Annotated in this window: 17 protein-coding genes and 3 pseudogenes; 10 read left to right on the top strand and 10 right to left on the bottom strand. The window is 69.5% G+C overall.

Going from position 1 to position 15,464, the window contains the following annotated elements; translation table 11 throughout:
• Positions 1-25: 25 nt before the first annotated feature.
• The 3 genes from ACFWN1_RS11625 to ACFWN1_RS11635 all read left to right on the top strand — a co-directional run bounded on the left by ACFWN1_RS11625 (position 26) and on the right by ACFWN1_RS11635 (position 2,418).
• Entirely contained in the window at positions 26-214 is a 189-nt protein-coding gene (locus ACFWN1_RS11625; protein WP_384360081.1) for a DUF6104 family protein, read from the top strand.
• A 268-nt stretch (positions 215-482) separates the two neighbouring features.
• Entirely contained in the window at positions 483-1,364 is an 882-nt protein-coding gene (locus ACFWN1_RS11630) for a DUF4097 domain-containing protein (protein ID WP_384360083.1), read from the top strand.
• 1 nt (position 1,365) lies between these two features.
• Positions 1,366-2,418: a helix-turn-helix transcriptional regulator gene (locus ACFWN1_RS11635; RefSeq protein ID WP_384360085.1), complete on the top strand. Its 1,053-nt coding sequence runs from the start codon at positions 1,366-1,368 to the stop codon at positions 2,416-2,418.
• Between the two features lie 170 nt (positions 2,419-2,588).
• Here ACFWN1_RS11635 and ACFWN1_RS11640 read toward each other — a convergent pair whose 3' ends face one another.
• Both ACFWN1_RS11640 and ACFWN1_RS11645 read right to left on the bottom strand, forming a co-directional pair.
• Positions 2,589-3,554 (bottom strand): zinc-binding dehydrogenase, encoded by a 966-nt coding sequence (locus ACFWN1_RS11640; RefSeq protein WP_384360087.1) that lies wholly within the window; start codon positions 3,552-3,554, stop codon positions 2,589-2,591.
• A gap of 204 nt (positions 3,555-3,758) precedes the next feature.
• Positions 3,759-4,985 carry an NADP-dependent malic enzyme gene (locus tag ACFWN1_RS11645; RefSeq protein WP_384360089.1) on the bottom strand — a complete coding sequence of 409 codons (1,227 nt, stop codon included), beginning with the start codon at positions 4,983-4,985 and terminating at the stop codon, positions 3,759-3,761.
• 641 nt (positions 4,986-5,626) lie between these two features.
• Here ACFWN1_RS11645 and ACFWN1_RS11650 point away from each other — a divergent pair.
• Genes ACFWN1_RS11650 through ACFWN1_RS11660 form a run of 3 tightly spaced genes read left to right on the top strand, consistent with a single transcriptional unit; the run spans position 5,627 to position 8,350 of the window.
• Positions 5,627-6,577 carry an ABC transporter substrate-binding protein gene (locus ACFWN1_RS11650; RefSeq protein ID WP_384360091.1) on the top strand — a complete coding sequence of 317 codons (951 nt, stop codon included), beginning with the start codon at positions 5,627-5,629 and terminating at the stop codon, positions 6,575-6,577.
• A 37-nt stretch (positions 6,578-6,614) separates the two neighbouring features.
• Positions 6,615-7,550 carry an amino acid ABC transporter permease gene (locus tag ACFWN1_RS11655; RefSeq protein WP_384360093.1) on the top strand — a complete coding sequence of 312 codons (936 nt, stop codon included), beginning with the start codon at positions 6,615-6,617 and terminating at the stop codon, positions 7,548-7,550.
• Between the two features lie 47 nt (positions 7,551-7,597).
• A complete protein-coding gene (locus ACFWN1_RS11660) occupies positions 7,598-8,350 on the top strand; it encodes an amino acid ABC transporter ATP-binding protein (protein WP_384360109.1) in 753 nt (250 codons plus the stop codon).
• A 74-nt stretch (positions 8,351-8,424) separates the two neighbouring features.
• Here ACFWN1_RS11660 and ACFWN1_RS11665 read toward each other — a convergent pair whose 3' ends face one another.
• Positions 8,425-9,171, bottom strand: a complete 747-nt coding sequence (locus ACFWN1_RS11665; protein WP_384360111.1) for a class I SAM-dependent methyltransferase — start codon at positions 9,169-9,171, stop codon at positions 8,425-8,427.
• 116 nt (positions 9,172-9,287) lie between these two features.
• On the opposite strand from ACFWN1_RS11665, the gene ACFWN1_RS11670 reads away from it, so the two are divergent.
• Entirely contained in the window at positions 9,288-9,935 is a 648-nt protein-coding gene (locus ACFWN1_RS11670; RefSeq protein ID WP_384360095.1) for a CGNR zinc finger domain-containing protein, read from the top strand.
• Here ACFWN1_RS11670 and sodX read toward each other — a convergent pair.
• Positions 9,821-10,252, bottom strand: coding sequence for a nickel-type superoxide dismutase maturation protease (gene sodX, locus ACFWN1_RS11675; RefSeq protein WP_384360113.1), 432 nt, complete (start codon positions 10,250-10,252; stop codon positions 9,821-9,823). The two genes, ACFWN1_RS11670 and sodX, sit on opposite strands and share 115 nt — an antisense overlap.
• 144 nt (positions 10,253-10,396) lie before the next feature.
• Here sodX and sodN point away from each other — a divergent pair, with 144 nt between their 5' ends.
• Positions 10,397-10,792, top strand: a complete 396-nt coding sequence (sodN, locus tag ACFWN1_RS11680; RefSeq protein ID WP_384360097.1) for a superoxide dismutase, Ni — start codon at positions 10,397-10,399, stop codon at positions 10,790-10,792.
• Between the two features lie 7 nt (positions 10,793-10,799).
• On the opposite strand, the pseudogene ACFWN1_RS11685 reads toward sodN, so the two are convergent.
• Together ACFWN1_RS11685 and ACFWN1_RS11690 are read right to left on the bottom strand one after the other, a co-directional pair.
• A pseudogene (locus tag ACFWN1_RS11685) lies at positions 10,800-11,003 on the bottom strand (site-specific integrase); the annotation flags it as partial.
• A pseudogene (locus tag ACFWN1_RS11690) lies at positions 11,002-11,307 on the bottom strand (transposase); the annotation flags it as partial. The pseudogenes ACFWN1_RS11685 and ACFWN1_RS11690, both read right to left, overlap by 2 nt.
• Before the next feature lie 361 nt (positions 11,308-11,668).
• Between ACFWN1_RS11690 and ACFWN1_RS11695 the strand changes: the two are divergent.
• Positions 11,669-12,001 (top strand): annotated as a pseudogene (locus ACFWN1_RS11695) (transposase); the annotation flags it as partial.
• A 43-nt stretch (positions 12,002-12,044) separates the two neighbouring features.
• Here the strand turns inward: ACFWN1_RS11695 and ACFWN1_RS11700 are convergent.
• Entirely contained in the window at positions 12,045-12,440 is a 396-nt protein-coding gene (locus tag ACFWN1_RS11700; protein ID WP_384360099.1) for a contact-dependent growth inhibition system immunity protein, read from the bottom strand.
• Positions 12,441-12,567: 127 nt separating this feature from the next.
• Here ACFWN1_RS11700 and ACFWN1_RS11705 point away from each other — a divergent pair, with 127 nt between their 5' ends.
• On the top strand, positions 12,568-13,062 hold the full coding sequence (locus ACFWN1_RS11705) for a DUF2716 domain-containing protein (protein WP_384360101.1): 495 nt from the start codon (positions 12,568-12,570) through the stop codon (positions 13,060-13,062).
• Between the two features lie 86 nt (positions 13,063-13,148).
• Here ACFWN1_RS11705 and ACFWN1_RS11710 read toward each other — a convergent pair whose 3' ends face one another.
• Genes ACFWN1_RS11710 through ACFWN1_RS11720 form a run of 3 tightly spaced genes read right to left on the bottom strand, consistent with a single transcriptional unit; the run spans position 13,149 to position 15,315 of the window.
• The gene (locus ACFWN1_RS11710) at positions 13,149-13,694 is read right to left on the bottom strand and encodes an HAD domain-containing protein (protein WP_384360103.1); all 546 of its coding nucleotides are present in this window, start codon (positions 13,692-13,694) and stop codon (positions 13,149-13,151) included.
• Between the two features lie 15 nt (positions 13,695-13,709).
• A complete protein-coding gene (locus ACFWN1_RS11715) occupies positions 13,710-14,402 on the bottom strand; it encodes a class I SAM-dependent methyltransferase (protein WP_384360105.1) in 693 nt (230 codons plus the stop codon).
• Between the two features lies 1 nt (position 14,403).
• The gene (locus ACFWN1_RS11720) at positions 14,404-15,315 is read right to left on the bottom strand and encodes a phosphotransferase family protein (protein ID WP_384360107.1); all 912 of its coding nucleotides are present in this window, start codon (positions 15,313-15,315) and stop codon (positions 14,404-14,406) included.
• Positions 15,316-15,464: the final 149 nt, after the last annotated feature.

The following is a 15,464-nucleotide window of genomic DNA, read 5'->3' on the forward strand; positions in this document are numbered from 1 at the left end:
TGCACCGACCGACGGAGCGTCATCCATGTACTTCACCGACCGAGGCATAGAAGAACTGGAGAAGCGGCGCGGCGAGGAAGAGGTCACCTTCGAGTGGCTCGCCGAGCAGCTGCGTACGTTCGTCGACCTGAACCCCGACTTCGAGGTCCCGGTGGAACGCCTGGCCACCTGGCTGGCCCGCCTGGACGACGAGGACGACGGGGACGACGAGTAACCCGCTTCCGCACGCGACCCGAGGGCCCGGCTCACCCGAGCGGGGCCCGCAGAGTCATGCCCGCACACCGCCGTCATACCCGCATACCGCCCCCCGGGCCCGCGCACCGCCGGCCCCCCTTGTCCCCCGAACGGGTGTCTTGACTTCCGACCGCCGCGATATATCGTGATTACCAGGAGACGCGATATGGCGTGACGGGTCGGCATGCTCGCCCACCGCGCATCGCCACGCTCCTCCCTCTTGTCCGCGTCACGCCCGAGGAGGACCCGTGTCCGAGTGGACCGTCACCGACCCCCAGAAGCTGAGCTTCGACGCCCCCGTGACCGAGCTGAACGTCCGCGTCGTCAACGGCACGGTGAACGTGGTGGGCACCGAGGAGAGCACCGCCCGCCTGGAGGTCTCGGACATCGAGGGCCCACCCCTGATCGTCACGCACAGGAACGGCACCCTGACGGTGGCGTACGAGGACCTGCCGTGGAAGGGCTTCCTGAAGTGGCTGGACCGCGAGGGCTGGCGGCGCAGCGCCGTCGTCTCCATCGCGGTCCCGGCGGCCACCCATGTGGAGGTGGGCGTGGTGGGCGCCGCAGCGGTCGTCTCCGGGGTGCGCGGTCCGTCCGTGGTCAAGGGCGTCACGGGAGACACCACCCTCGTGGGCGTCTCCGGGCCGGTCCGCGCGGACACCGTCTCCGGCAATGTGGAGGCCCAGGCCGTCAGCGGCGATCTGCGGTTCAAGTCGGTGTCCGGCGATCTGACGGTGGTCGAGGGGGCGGGCCCCTCCGTCCGCGCCGACTCGGTCAGCGGCTCGATGATCATCGACCTGGACCCGGAAGGCCCCACCGATGTGCGCCTGACCAGCGTCTCCGGTGAGATCGCGATAAGGCTCCCGCACCCGGCGGACACCGATGTGGAGGCGAACACCGCCAGCGGCTCGATCTCCAACGCCTTCGACGGCCTGCGCGTGCAGGGCCAATGGGGCGCCCACAAGATCACCGGCCGCCTCGGCTCCGGCAGCGGCAAGCTCCGGGCCACCACGGTCTCCGGCTCGATCGCCCTGCTGCGCCGCCCGGCCGAGGAGGACGACCTCGCCGGGGAGACCGGCCCCGCCTCCGCCTCCCCCGCGGACGGCACGACCGACAAGAAGGTGCTCTGACATGCCCCCCGTCTTCGCCCACGGCCGCCTCCGCCTGTACCTCCTCAAACTGCTCGACGAGGCCCCGCGCCACGGCTACGAGGTGATCAGGCTCCTCGAAGAACGCTTCCAGGGCCTGTACGCCCCCTCGGCGGGCACCGTCTACCCGCGCCTGGCCAAGCTGGAGACCGAGGGCCTGGTCACCCACACCACCGAGGGCGGCCGCAAGGTGTACTCCATCACCGAGGCGGGCCGCGCCGAGCTGGCCGACCGCAGCGGTGAACTGGCCGACCTGGAGCTGGAGATCCGGGAGTCGGTCGCCGAGCTCGCCGCCGAGATCAGGGCCGATGTGCGGGGTGCCGCGGGCGACCTGCGGCGCGAGGTGCGCGCCGCGGCCTCCCGCACCCGCGGCGCCGGGGCGGGCGGCGCCCGTCCGGGTCCCTTCGGTGAGCCGGCCGCCCAGGGAGACGCCGAGGCATGGCGCACCGCCAAGGAGGAGATGCGCCGCGTCAAGCAGGAGTGGAAGGAGCAGGCCCGGCGAGCCAAGGACGAGAGCCGCCGCGCCCGCGAGGACGCCCAGCAGGCCCGGCGCCAGGCCCAGGAGGCCCAGTCGCAGGCGAACGCCCGAGCCCAGGAAGAGATGCGCCGTCTCGCCGGCCGGGTCCAGGAGCGGGTGCAGGACCACTTCACGCGCGGCGACTGGCCCACGGGCGTCCGCGAGGGCCTTGCCGAACTCGCCAGGGAATTCGGCGACTTCGGCAAGGAGCACGGCAGGCGGCCCGACCCGGGCGGGGCCGGCCCCGAAGGCGCGGGCCGCGTCAAGGCCGAGCCAGTCCCAGAGTACTCCAACACCCCCCCGGACTTCCCGATGGAGTACGTGCCCGCCTGGACCCATGAGCCCCCCACCGGCGACCCGGCCCGCGATCTGGACCGCCTGCTGGACCGTTTCCGGGACGACGTCCGGGACGCTGCCCGCGACCAGGGCATCACCGAGGGCCAGCTGCGCGACGTCCGCCACCGGCTGTCGGCGGCGGCGGCCCACATCGGCGCGATACTCAACGGCCCCAAGGCCTGAGCCAGGGCTGAACCAGGGCTGAGCCAGGCCTGAGCCAGATATGAGACAGGTTCGAGCCGCGTCGAAGAGGGCTCCGCGTCAGCCCGCCTGTACGGCCCCCTCGCCGTACAGGACCCGTCGCAGCGACTCGTGGGTGTCCGTGGTCGGCGAGCACCTCGGCGATAGGGGGTTCAGGAGGTGCTGAGCACGATCTTCCCGAACTGCTCGCCGGACTCCAGCCGTTCGAAGCCCTCACGGGCGCGGTCCAGCGGCAGTACCTCGTCGATCACAGGGCGCACACCGGTCGCGGCGCAGAAGGCGAGCAGATCCTCCAGCTCGTCCTTGGTGCCCATGGTGGAGCCGACGACCTTGAGTTCGAGGAAGAAGATACGGGTCAGTTCGGCATGGGAGGGCCGGTCACCGCTGGTGGCACCGGAGATCACGACGGTGCCGCCGGGCCGCAGCGACTTGATGGAGTGCGACCAGGTCGCGGCGCCCACGGTCTCGATGACCGCGTCCACCCGCTGCGGCAGCCGCGCCCCCGGCTCCACGGCCTCGACGGCGCCCAGCTCCAGCGCCCGCTTCCGCTTGGCCTCGTCCCGGCTGGTGGCGAAGACCCGCAGCCCGGCCGCCCGGCCGAGCACGATGGCGGCCGTGGCGACACCGCCGCCCGCGCCCTGCACCAGGACCGAGTCGCCGGGCCGCACCCCGGCGTTGGTGAACAGCATCCGGTACGCGGTCAGCCAGGCGGTGGGCAGACAAGCGGCCTCGGCGAAGGACAGCTCCTTCGGCTTGGGCAGCAGGTTCCAGGTGGGCACGGCGACCTGCTCGGCGAAGGTGCCCGGGTAGCGCTCGGTGAGGATGGAGCGGGGTTCACGGGGGCCGACACCGTGGCCGCTCTGGCCGATGACGGAGTGCAGGACGACCTCGTTGCCGTCCTCGTCGATCCCGGCGGCGTCGCAGCCGAGGATCATCGGCAGCCGGTCCTCGGGGAGCCCGACACCCCGCAGGGACCAGAGGTCATGGTGGTTGAGGGAGGCGGCGCGGACGGTGACGGTGCTCCAGCCGGGCCGGCCCTCGGGGGCCGGGCGCTCCCCCAACTCAAGGCCGGAGAGCGGCTGGTCGCGGTCGATCCGGGCGGCGTAGGCGGCGAACATGGCCACGACGATAGGTTCCGGCCCGCCCCGGCGGAACCGGCCGACGGTGTGACACACACCCTCTTGCGTGCACACACCCTCTTACGCGAGCCCGCCCACTGGACCCAGCGGTGGCGACGACCGACGCCGCGCCGGCCCCGGAGAGCGCGAACGGCCCCGCCCCCATGGGGCGAGGCCGTTCCCGTCGGACGCGGGCGCCGGGGCTCAGCGCCGGGCGACGCCCTCCGCGCGGGCGGCGGCCGCGACGGCGGCCGTCACCGCCGGGGCGACCCGCTCGTCGAACGGGGAGGGGATCACATAGTCGGCGGCGAGGTCGTCGCCGACGACGGCGGCGAGCGCCTCGGCAGCGGCGATCTTCATGCCCTCGGTGATCCGGGAGGCCCGCACCTGGAGCGCACCGGCGAAGATGCCGGGGAAGGCGAGCACGTTGTTGATCTGGTTGGGGAAGTCGGAGCGCCCGGTGGCGACGACGGCCGCGTACTTGTGCGCGACCTCCGGATGCACCTCGGGGTTCGGGTTGGCCATGGCGAAGACGAAGGCGCCCTTCGCCATGGAGGCGACCGCCTCCTCGGAGACCGTGCCACCGGAGACGCCGACGAACACATCGGCGCCGGCCAGCGCGTCCTCCAGCGTGCCGGTGAGCTTCGCCTTGTTGGTGAAGGACGCCAACTCCCGCTTGACGTCGGTCAGGTCGGTCCGGTCGGCGGAGACGACGCCCTTGCGGTCGGCGACCGCCACGTCCCCGATACCGGCCTCGACCAGCATCCGGGCGATGGCGACACCGGCAGCCCCGGCCCCGGAGATGACGACGCGCAGCTGTCCGATCTCGCGACCGCTGAGCCGGGCCGCGTTGCGCAGCGCCGCCAGCGTGACGACGGCGGTGCCGTGCTGGTCGTCATGGAAGACCGGGATGTCCAGCCGCTCCTGGAGCCGCCGCTCGATCTCGAAGCAGCGCGGCGCGGAGATGTCCTCCAGGTTCACGCCGCCGAAGGACGGGGCGAGCCGGACGACGGTCTCCACGATCTCGTCGACTCCGGTGCAGGCGAGGGCGATCGGGACCGCGTCGACACCGCCGAACTGCTTGAAAAGGATCGCCTTGCCCTCCATCACGGGGAGGGACGCCTCGGGACCGATGTCCCCGAGACCGAGCACGGCCGTGCCGTCGGTGACGACGGCGACGACCGAGGACTTCCAGGTGTAGTCGTTGACCAGCTCCGGCTGCTCCGCGATCGCGGTGCACACGCGCGCGACGCCGGGGGTGTACGCGAGGGAAAGGTCTTCCGTGTCCCGGACCGGCACGGTGGCCCGCACGGCCATCTTGCCGCCGCGGTGCAGCGCGAACACGGGGTCGAAGGAGTCGAGGGGCTCGGCCGCCCCGCCCTCCGGTCCGGCACCGCTGTCGCTGCGAGGATTGACGATCTCCGCTGCCACTTTGTCTTACCCCTTAGGTATGCATGGTTGAGGGTCGACCACTCCGGGTGAGGAGTGGGCGGGCACCGCGCACGGCTCGGTTGACGGATACGTACGAGCACATACGCGACGGGCGCGCCGCACACGCGCCCTGAGCCCCGGGTGAGGGGTGTAAAGAACCTTCATACCGGACGGACGGGCGGACCACGAGTCCATTAGGCGCAAGGTCACATGTCGCCCCGGAATGCCGGCCGCCCCCCACCGGCCGCCCACTGGGCTCCGACCGGCATCCCACCGGCCTCCGACCCGCTTCCGACCGGGCCTCCCACAGGACCACCCGGGGGCCGCCTCAAGGGAGTCTCAAGCGCCCCGCGAATCCCCCGAAAGTGCGCACAATGCCCGTCCGCATCGTGAGATCCACTGCAAATTTTCCGGTGTGAAAAGAGTATTTCCGCAGATCATCCCGTCTGAATGGCACGCGGATGTACCGACCTGATGCGGTTCTCGATCACCCGTTATCCGATTTTGACATTGTGACGTGCCTGAATGGCGTAGCCCGAATGGCAAGATGCCGTGAACCCACGTGGTCGCGGCACCCGAAGGTGAGTGTTCTCGTCGACCCGTCGGTATGCCTTCTCTTCCCATCCGCCGGAGGAACCACGATGACCGCAAGCTCCACCCGTCGTACGACCGCACGGTCCCGCCTCGCAGCGGTCGGTGCGATCGCGGTCGCGGGCTCCCTGCTCCTCACCGGCTGCGGTGACCAGACCAAGAGCAAGGACTCCGGCAGCACCACCGACAGCAGCGCCCCCCTCGCCAAGCTGCTCCCCTCCGCCCTCCGGGACAAGGGCGAGATCCACGTCGGCTCCGACATCCACTACGCCCCGGTGGAGTTCAAGGACTCCTCCGGCAAGGTCGTCGGCATCGACCCGGACATCGCCGCCGCCCTCGGCAAGCAGCTCGGCGTGAAGTTCACCTTCGACGAGGGCACGTTCGACGGCCTGCTCACCGGCCTGCGCTCCGGCCGGTTCAGCATGGCCATGTCGGCGATGACGGACAACAAGAACCGGCAGGAGGGCGTCGACCCCGACACCGGCAAGAAGGTCGGTGAGGGCGTCGACTTCGTCGACTACCTGACCGCCGGCGTCTCCATCTACACCCGCAAGGGCGACACGGGCGGCATCACCGGCTGGTCGGACCTGTGCGGCAAGAAGCTCGCCGTCCAGCGCGGCACGGTCTCGGAGGACCTGGCCAAGCAGGAGGCCAAGAAGTGTCCGGCCGGCAAGAAGATCGCCATCGAGCCGTTCGACGACGACGAGCAGTCCCAGACGCGTCTGCGTTCGGGCGGCGTGGACGCGGCCTCCTCTGACTTCCCGGTCGCCGCCTACGCGGTGAAGACCTCTGGCGGCGGCAAGGACTTCGAGGTCGTGGGCGACCAGGTCGAGGCCGCCCCGTACGGCATCGCCGTCGCCAAGAAGGACACGCAGCTGCGCGACGCCCTGAAGGCCGCGCTGGACGCGATCGTCAAGAACGGCGAGTACGCCAAGATCCTCAAGAAGTGGGGCGTGCAGGACGGCGCCGTCAAGGAAGCCGCGGTCAACGGCGGCAAGTGATCCGCGGAACGTCAGCGGCCACCGAGAGGCAACACCTGTGAGTGAGATCGAGAAGACGGCCGGGGGCAAGGACGCTCCCCCGGCCGCGCCGGAGGGCATCAAGGCCATCCCGGTCAAGCACTACGGACGCTATGTGTCCGCCGTCGTCGCCATCGCCCTGTTCGCGGCGATCGTGTACGCCTTCAGCCAGGGCAAGATCAACTGGCAGGCGATCCCGGACTACTTCTTCGACGACCGCATCCTGACCGGTGTCGGCAAGACCCTGCTGCTGACGGTCCTGTCGATGGTGATCGGCATCGTGGGCGGCATCGTCCTCGCGGTGATGCGGCTGTCGAAGAACCCGGTGACCTCGTCGATCGCCTGGTTCTACATCTGGTTCTTCCGCGGCACCCCGGTGCTGGTGCAGCTGTTCCTGTGGTTCAACCTGGGGCTCGTCTTCGAGTACATCAACCTGGGCCCGATCTACAAGAACTACTGGTCGGACTTCATGACGCCGCTGCTGACGGCGCTGCTCGGCCTCGGCCTCAACGAGGCCGCGTACATGGCGGAGATCTGCCGCGCCGGCCTGCTCGCGGTGGACGAGGGCCAGACCGAGGCGTCGCACGCGCTGGGCATGAGCCACGCCAAGACACTGCGCCGGATCGTGATCCCGCAGGCGATGCGCGTGATCGTGCCGCCCACGGGCAACGAAGTGATCAACATGCTGAAGACGACCTCGCTCGTGGCGGCCGTCCAGTATCCCGAACTCTTCCGCTACGCCCAGGACATCGGCCAGAACTCCGGCGCCCCGGTGGAGATGTACTTCCTCGCCGCCGCCTGGTACCTGATCATGACGTCGGTCCTGAGCGTCGGCCAGTACTACATCGAGCGCTACTACGCCCGAGGCTCCAGCCGGCAGCTGCCTGCCACTCCCTGGCAGAAGGTGAAGGCGAACATGTTCTCCCTGGGCCGTCCGAAGGGAGGCGCGGCATGAGCGACAAGCTGAGCGACAACGACACCCCGCCGAAGGCGACCGTGCCGATGGTGAAGTCCGAAGGCGTGCACAAGTCCTTCGGCGCGGTCGAGGTCCTCAAGGGCATCGACCTGGAGGTGAAGCCGGGCGAGGTGTTCTGCCTCATCGGCCCCTCGGGTTCCGGCAAGTCGACGTTCCTCCGGTGCATCAACCACCTGGAGAAGGTCAACTCCGGCCGTCTGTACGTCGACGGCGAGCTGGTCGGCTACCGCCAGAAGGGCGACAAGCTGTACGAGCTGCGGGACAGCGAGGTCGCGCGGAAGCGCCGGGACATCGGCATGGTCTTCCAGCGCTTCAACCTCTTCCCGCACATGACGGCCGCGGAGAACGTCGCCGAGGCGCCCGTGCAGGTCAAGGGCGTCTCCAAGCGGGCGGCGCAGGAGCAGGCGATGCAGCTCCTGGAGCGGGTGGGTCTCGGCGACAAGGCGGGCAACTACCCCTCCCAGCTCTCCGGCGGCCAGCAGCAGCGGGTGGCGATCGCGCGGGCGCTCGCCATGGAGCCCAAGCTGATGCTGTTCGACGAGCCGACGTCGGCGCTCGACCCGGAGCTGGTCGGTGACGTCCTCGACGTCATGCGCGACCTCGCCGAGTCCGGTATGACGATGGTCGTCGTCACCCACGAGATGGGCTTCGCCCGCGAGGTGGGCGACAGCCTGGTCTTCATGGACGGCGGCGTGGTCGTCGAGTCCGGCCACCCCCGCGACGTCCTGACCAACCCCCAGCACGAACGCACCCAGTCGTTCCTGTCGAAGGTGCTGTAGGCGGACGGACAACTGAGGGCAGACAGCTGAGGAGGGGCGGTACGGGTCACCCCGTGCCGCCCCTCCTCCGTGTGTCACCTCAGCGCGAGCAGCAGCGTGTCCGACGGCGAGCACCACACCGGACGGGCCTCCGCGAAGCCCCTCTCGCGCAGGGCGGCCGCGTGTGACGCCGCGGAAGGGGTGTCGCCGTCGGCGTGTTCGCCGTAGATCTCGAAGCGCCGGGCGGTCGGCTCGGCGAGGACCGGGTCCTGGGCGGCGAGCTGCCACCACTCCCGCCAGTCCAGGACGCCGCCCTGCCTGGCCCGGTCCATCCGTGCGTGGCGCAGGGCGCGCTCGGCGGCGTTGATCCGGGGCGTGGAGTCGTCGGTCATGTGGTCGGCGTTCATGAGGACCCCGCCCGGCCGCACCAGCCCGGCGAGCTGCCCGTAGAGCGCCGCGAGGGGTTCGGTGTGCAGCCAGTGCAGCGCGGTGGCCGTGAGGACGGCGTCGTACTCGGCGTACGGCAGCGCCGCCGTCCACCCCGGGTCCTTGAGGTCGGCCTCGACGAAGGTGACCCGGTCGTCGCCCGCGAAGGTGCCGCGCGCGATGGTGAGCAGGGCCGGGTCGAGGTCGACACCGGTGCTGACGGCGTCCGGGAACCGGGCCAGCAGGCGCGCGGTGATGGTGCCGGTGCCGCACGCGAGGTCGAGCACGCGCGGGGCCGTACCGGCGAACGCCTCGACCATGTCGAGCATGACCCGGAACCGCTCCTCGCGGTCGGGCAGGTACCACTCCTGCTGCCGGTCCCAGCTCTCCTGCCAGGCGGCCCAGTCCGTTCCCATGCCTGTGGTGGTCACGATTCCCCATCCCCTTCGGTGCACGCGTAATACCCTGGGAGCACGACCGGCTGTTACCCGCCCGCACACATGACCATAGAGCGCCCCCGTAAGGACTACAAGTGGAACTGGCCCATTACTCGGACTACGCCGTACGTCTCGTCAACAGCGAGGAGCCGGGCCAGGGCAAGGACTCCCTGACCTCCGTGGAGGCCGTACGCGACCTCTTCGGCGGGAACGCGTCGGCGGCCCGCCGCGCCACCGACGCCGATGTCACCCGCTTCCGCTCGGTCCGCGGCAGGCTGCGCGCTGTCTTCGAGGCGGCGGACGAGGGGGACGAGACTCTGGCCGTGGACCTGCTGAACTCCCTGCTGCTGGAGTTCCCGGTCAGCCCGCAGATCTCCGGCCACGACCACCGCGACGAGGACGGCCGCCCGCTGTGGCACATGCACCTGGCCGACCACCCGTCGAACGCGACCGCCGGCTACGCGGCCATCGCCGCGATGGGCCTGGCCTTCCACCTGACCGAACACGGCGTCGACCGCCTGGGCCTGTGCCAGGCGGCCCCCTGCCGCAACGCCTACCTGGACACCTCCACCAACCGCTCCCGCCGCTACTGCTCGGACCGCTGCGCGACCCGCGCCAACGTCGCCGCCTACCGCGCCCGGAAGCGCCTGGCCGCCGACCGGTCCGACGGCAGCGGCCTGGCGGCGGAGAACGCCCAGCGCAGCATCGCCAGCGGCGAGCGCCGGCCCGCGAGCGGCCGGTAGCGCAGCCAGGCCCGCCCGAGGATCAGCTCCTCGGGCACCACCCCGTAGTCGGTGCTGTCCCCGCCGGCGTACGGGTTGTCGCCGAGCACCCACCAGCCGCCCTCGCGCCGCTCGACCGCACGCTTGACGACCAGCAGATCCTGCTGGAAGGGGTGGCGCAGGACGACGATCTCCCCCGGCCGGACGGGGCTGCCGTACCGCAGCAGCAGCCGGTCCCCGTGGCGCAGCGTGGGCACCATGGAGGGGCCCGTCACCTCGGCGAGACCGAAGGGCGGCAACGCTCGGCCCCGCTCGGTCTCCTGCGACAGCTCCGGCATGCCCGGCACCTCCCCGGTCCGTTCCTCCACAGTCTCAGTGTGACCCCGGACTTTTGTCCTAAGCCCTGGGGGGCACTCGGGAAAACCAGTCCCTCAGGGAGTAATGTCCCACCTGAGAAGACGATCACGAGGAAGGAACGCTCCATGCTTTCCCGCCTGTTTGCCCCCAAGGTCAAGGTCAGCGCCCACTGCGACCTGCCCTGCGGTGTGTACGACCCCGCCCAGGCCCGCATCGAGGCGGAGTCGGTCAAGGCCATCCAGGAGAAGATGGCCGCCAACGACGACGTGCACTTCCAGACCCGTGCCACGGTGATCAAGGAGCAGCGCGCCGAGCTCGCCAAGCACCACCTGGACGTGCTCTGGAGCGACTACTTCAAGCCGCCGCACTTCGAGAGCTACCCCGAGCTGCACACCCTCATCAACGAGGCCGTCAAGTCCCTCTCCACCGCCAAGGCCTCCACGGACCCGGCGACGGGCCAGAAGGCCCTGGACTACATCGCCCAGATCGACAAGATCTTCTGGGAGACCAAGAAGGCTTGATCTTTGATTAGGCCGTCTGACCTGCGGTTTCGCAGGTCGCATCGCCTACCTGTCCGCACCCGGTCCGCAGGCCGCCGAGCACGGCGTCCATGACGGCCCGGGTGCGGTCTTCTTCGCCCGGCCACAGATGTGCGTAGATCCTGAGCATGATGACGGCGGACGCGTGGCCGAGAACCAGCTGCACCTGCTTCACGCTCGCGCTTGCGGGAAGGCCGAAGCAACGTGATGCCCTGTGCGGACAGTGACCGCTCGAAGGGTTCGGAGGCGAAGCCCTTATCGGTGATCAGCAGCAGACCGGGCCGTTCGCGGACCAGGTCGCCGTCGATCTCCAGCATCGCGGCCAGTACCTCCCGCTCGCCGGGCTTCGGATCGGCCAGGGCCCACAGGATCGGCATCCCGGTCGGCGTGCACACCAGGTACAGCCGCAGTCCCCGGAAGAACCGTGAATGCGACGCGCAGTAGCCGTAGTTCGCCCAGCCGGCCAGTTGCGACCGCTTGACGGTGGGGCGGGACATCCCGCAGGGCACCGGAGTGGAATCGGCGATCCACACGGTGTCGTGCCAGAAGTCCGTATCCTTCGCCAGCGTCCGGATGACCCGTTTGATCTGCGGCAGCGCGGCCCGCAGCCGCTTGTTGTAACCGGAGTCCCGTGGGCCTCGCTGTGGAAGCCCAGCAGGGCCTGCATGACCGCCAGACACAGCAACTCCGAGTGACTGAGCTTCGGCGGACGTCCGGGCGGGCGGAGGATCCCGGCCCACTCATCGTCGATCTTCACATACAGTGCGGTCACGAGGGTGTTCAGTTCTGTCGTCACAAACGGATCTTGAACACCCTCCCTTCATGCCTGCAGCCATTTGGACAGACTCGTCTAGGCTCGACCACCCCAACGTCAGGAAGGTCTGGGCCGACCAAGGCTTCGCCGGCCGCCTGGTCGAGTGGACCACCCGGATCCTCGGCCGCGACCTGGAGATCGTCCGCAAAGACCCCGACCAGCGCGGCCTCCAGGTCCTGCCCAAGCGGTGGGCGGTAGAGCGCACCTTCTCTTGGATCACCGCCCACCGGCGCCTGGCCCGGGACTACGAGACCAGCCCCGCCCACTCTGAGACGATGATCCGCTGGGCCATGATCGGCATCACGGTCCGCCGACTCACCCGGGGCCGTGCAGCGGTGCGTCCCGGCCCACGACCGCTCGTGCGGCAATCCTCGTAACCAGCCGCCCGGCCGCTCGGCGGCGGCCGCCACGGTCGGCGAGCTACAGAGTCAAGAACCCCTCAACCTCGCGTTCAAGGCCAGGCGGCAGGTTGGCCAACTTCGAGACGATCAGGCGGACATCCCGCCTGAGTTCGGGGAACTCACTCCAGACCCCCGCACTCCTGGTGAGTACAGTGGCGAGCAGATCGCCCTCGTACATGTCGCCTTCCGCCAGTGGGTCGACCCGGAGGATCTCCACCGCCACGGGCAGGAGATAGAGCAGGCCCACGTCTTGCCTGATCAGCAACCGCAGGTCCTCGACCGTCAGGCCGCCGATCGGCTTGCGCCGAAGCTCGTGCACAGCCGCCATCAGCCGGGTTTCGCCGCCCGACGGGGCTGGCCATCGGCCACGCTCAAGCTCCTCAAGGGAGCGGTCACGTTTCACGAGTCGAGTCACCGACTGATCGTCCCACGTCAGATCTCGAACACGGTCTGACGTGCTGTCCCAGCTCTGCGGGACGAAGGCATGTGGGTGGATCCCAATGGCAACTCGATAAGGTCAGCCCATGCGAGGGGATCCAGTGATGGAACTGCCAGATGACGAATATCGACGCATCTGGGGCCGGTTCTACGACGAGTTCGCTTTCCGCCCCAGTGTGTCCCGATGGCCAGCGATCAAGGAACCCGCCATGTCGGTCACCTGGAGCCTTTTCGCGCTTGACGACGATCCGAACTATGAGCGTTTGGATCGCTTCGTCGAGGTAGTCGAGCAGGGGTTGCGTTCCTGCACTGCTCCGAACGGAATGTTGCTCGCGCTCGACTGGAACCACACCTCGTACCGCTTTTCACCAAGGGAAGTCGGCGGCCGTGGACAGGAAAGCTGGCCCTTGAGTCCGTACCCGGATGGGGACTACTACATCTATCTGTCTGAAGACTTCCGCACCGGAAGTTTCGGACATCCTTGGGAAGGATCTTTCTGCTTGTTCGGTGAGCATCTCCTGCACACCGCATCCGCAGAGTTGGACAACATCCTCGGCCAGCCGATCCGTAGGGGCGGCAAGGCAGTGAACCCCAACTGAGTCGGTCTCGCCTCAACAGCGCCCATCTGTTCAGACTGGCAGCGCGCTCACCACCCTTGTGTCTGTGACGTGGAGAACAGAAGCGCTCAGGCTGCGCGGAACTTCTGCAGTTGCGAAGCACGGCACACAGCCTCTGCCAGGTGCTCGGGCCGCAGTCCGAGGTGCGGATCGGGCTGGACGAGGAATGTGGCCATTCCCGCGGCAGTGCGCTCAGCTGCCCAAACGTGGTCGAGATCAGTGAAGTCGTCATCGATCCAGATGGCAGGGGTGTCGCCGAGCCAGGCGTCGACGTGGTCGCGCTTCCACAGGTAGCCGTTGGGGTGGCTGGTGGTGATCTGGGGGCGCGGTAGGTCGACGTACGGCAGGTCTGGCAGACCCAGGAGAGGTCCGATGAGCGTGGCGGCATCCTGCCGCCAACTGGTGCACCAGACCGGGGTGAACAGGCCGGAGCGGATAATGTCCAGGAGCAGGCGGCCGTGCTCGGGGTCGAGCCAGATGGTGACCGGGTCTTCGGCGCTTCGGTCGGCCGGGACGACGTCATGCCGGGTGTGGGTGGCCGGGGTCGAGCCGTCCGCGTTCGGGAAGGGTATGAGGATGCCGTCGACGTCGAGGAGCAGGTAGGGCGGGCGCATCGGTTCCTCCAGCGGTCAGAGCTTGCGGGCGCGGATCAGCAGGGTGGCGGGCGAGCGGCCCATGCGGAGGTCGTGGAACTCCTTCGCGGAGCTGAGGCGGAAGCCGGTCCGGCTGAGGTGCCGCTCCCAGCGGTCGGTGTCGAACTCCCAGCGGGCGATGGGGAGACGGGTGCGGTCGGGCAGTGTGACGAAGTCGCGACGGGGGCGGTCATCGCCTGAGGCGCTACGCCTGCCGCGCTGCGGGTGCGGAACGGAGAAGGCGAGCACCCGACCGGGCTTGAGTCGCTGAGCGATAGCCGGCAGCAGGAGCTCGGGGGCGACGAGCCCTACTGCGCCGAAGACGGAGTAGATCGCATCGAACTGCTCGTCGGAGGCGTGCAGGTAGTGCAGAGCGTGACCGGCGACGAAGGTGAGGTTGTTCAGCCTTCCGTAGTGGGAGCGGGCGCGGCGGACCTGGAGGCCGACGAAGTCGACGCCGGTGACGCGAGCACCCTGGCGCGTAGCGAGGTGCGCAGCGTTGCGGCCGGGGCCACAGCCGAGTTCCAGGATTCGCGTGCCGCGCAGGTCCGGGCCGAGGATGTCGGCGGCGGGGCCTTGGCCGGGTCTCGTGGTCCACTCCATCCGGGCGGGCACGGCCAGGGGTTCGGCGACCCCGGCTGCGGTGCGCTGGATGGCGTGGGCGTGCCAGGGCGAGGTCTGGGCGAGCACGTCAGATCTCCAGGAGGTGGAGTACGTCGGTGAGGTGCCGGCGGACGACCTTGATGTAGCCGGGGTCGGTGGCCGGGTCGTTGATCCAGCGGACCGACTGCTCCAAGAACCACTCGACGGCCCACATGCGGTGCCAGCCCAGCGCCCAGTTCTCGGCGGTGAGCCCGCCGCGCGGGGCGAGTGCGTCCGGGGTGCCACCGGCCACGACGTACTGCTCCAGGAAGACGCGCAGCCGGAGCGGGTGCGGAGGCACGATGGTGCCGTACCAGCTGGCGAGGTCGAGGACACCGGGGCCGGTGAAGGCGCGGGCGAAGTCGAGCAGCCTCCAGCCGTGCTCGCCGATGTGGAGGCTGGTGGGGTGGAACTCGGAGTGAACCCAGCCGAAGGGTGCGAGCGTCGCCCCGACCGAGCGGGCGTCGGCGGCCCGCACGATCTTGTCGAGAGCGTCCTCGACGTCATCGGTGTCCTGCCACCGGTCGGCCTTGCGCAGTCCTTCGAGATGCTCCAGCGCTCGGACGGGCAGCGTCCGCAGCCGTTCTCGGTCGAAGACCGGCAGGGCCGCAGCCGTACGAGCGCCGTGCAGGACCACCGCCGCGGCGACACCGTCGAGGTCATCGGCGTCGCGGGCAGACGGCCCGAGATCCTCCATCAGCATCCCGAGCCAGCCGTCGACCACGGCGGAGCCGTGGATCTGCGGGACGGGAATACCGAGTGTGCGGGCGAGGCGGAGGGCCTGGTCCTCGCTGTCGAAGGGCCTCTTGGCGTACTTGAAGATGGCCGAGGAGCCGTCGGAGAAGGTGACGCGCTCGACGCCAGAAATCGACCAGACGCGCACCTCGGCCCGTACGGCAGTGGTCTGGCCGGTGGCGGTGAGCAGGCTGTCGAGGAGTTCGGCGCTGGGGTTCGTGGTCATATGAGGGCTCCGGGGAACGGCGGCGTGCGGGGCGGGCGGCCGGGTCAGCCCCCCCCCGCGCCAGATACGGTGGGTTTAGCCGCGGGGGTGACACCGGGGGGGTTGAACGGCTAGATCCACCCCCCCCTTGAAGCGGCCAGGTCGTGGCG

It is taken from the genome of Streptomyces sp. NPDC058459 (assembly GCF_042721685.1).
Lineage (GTDB): Bacteria > Actinomycetota > Actinomycetes > Streptomycetales > Streptomycetaceae > Streptomyces.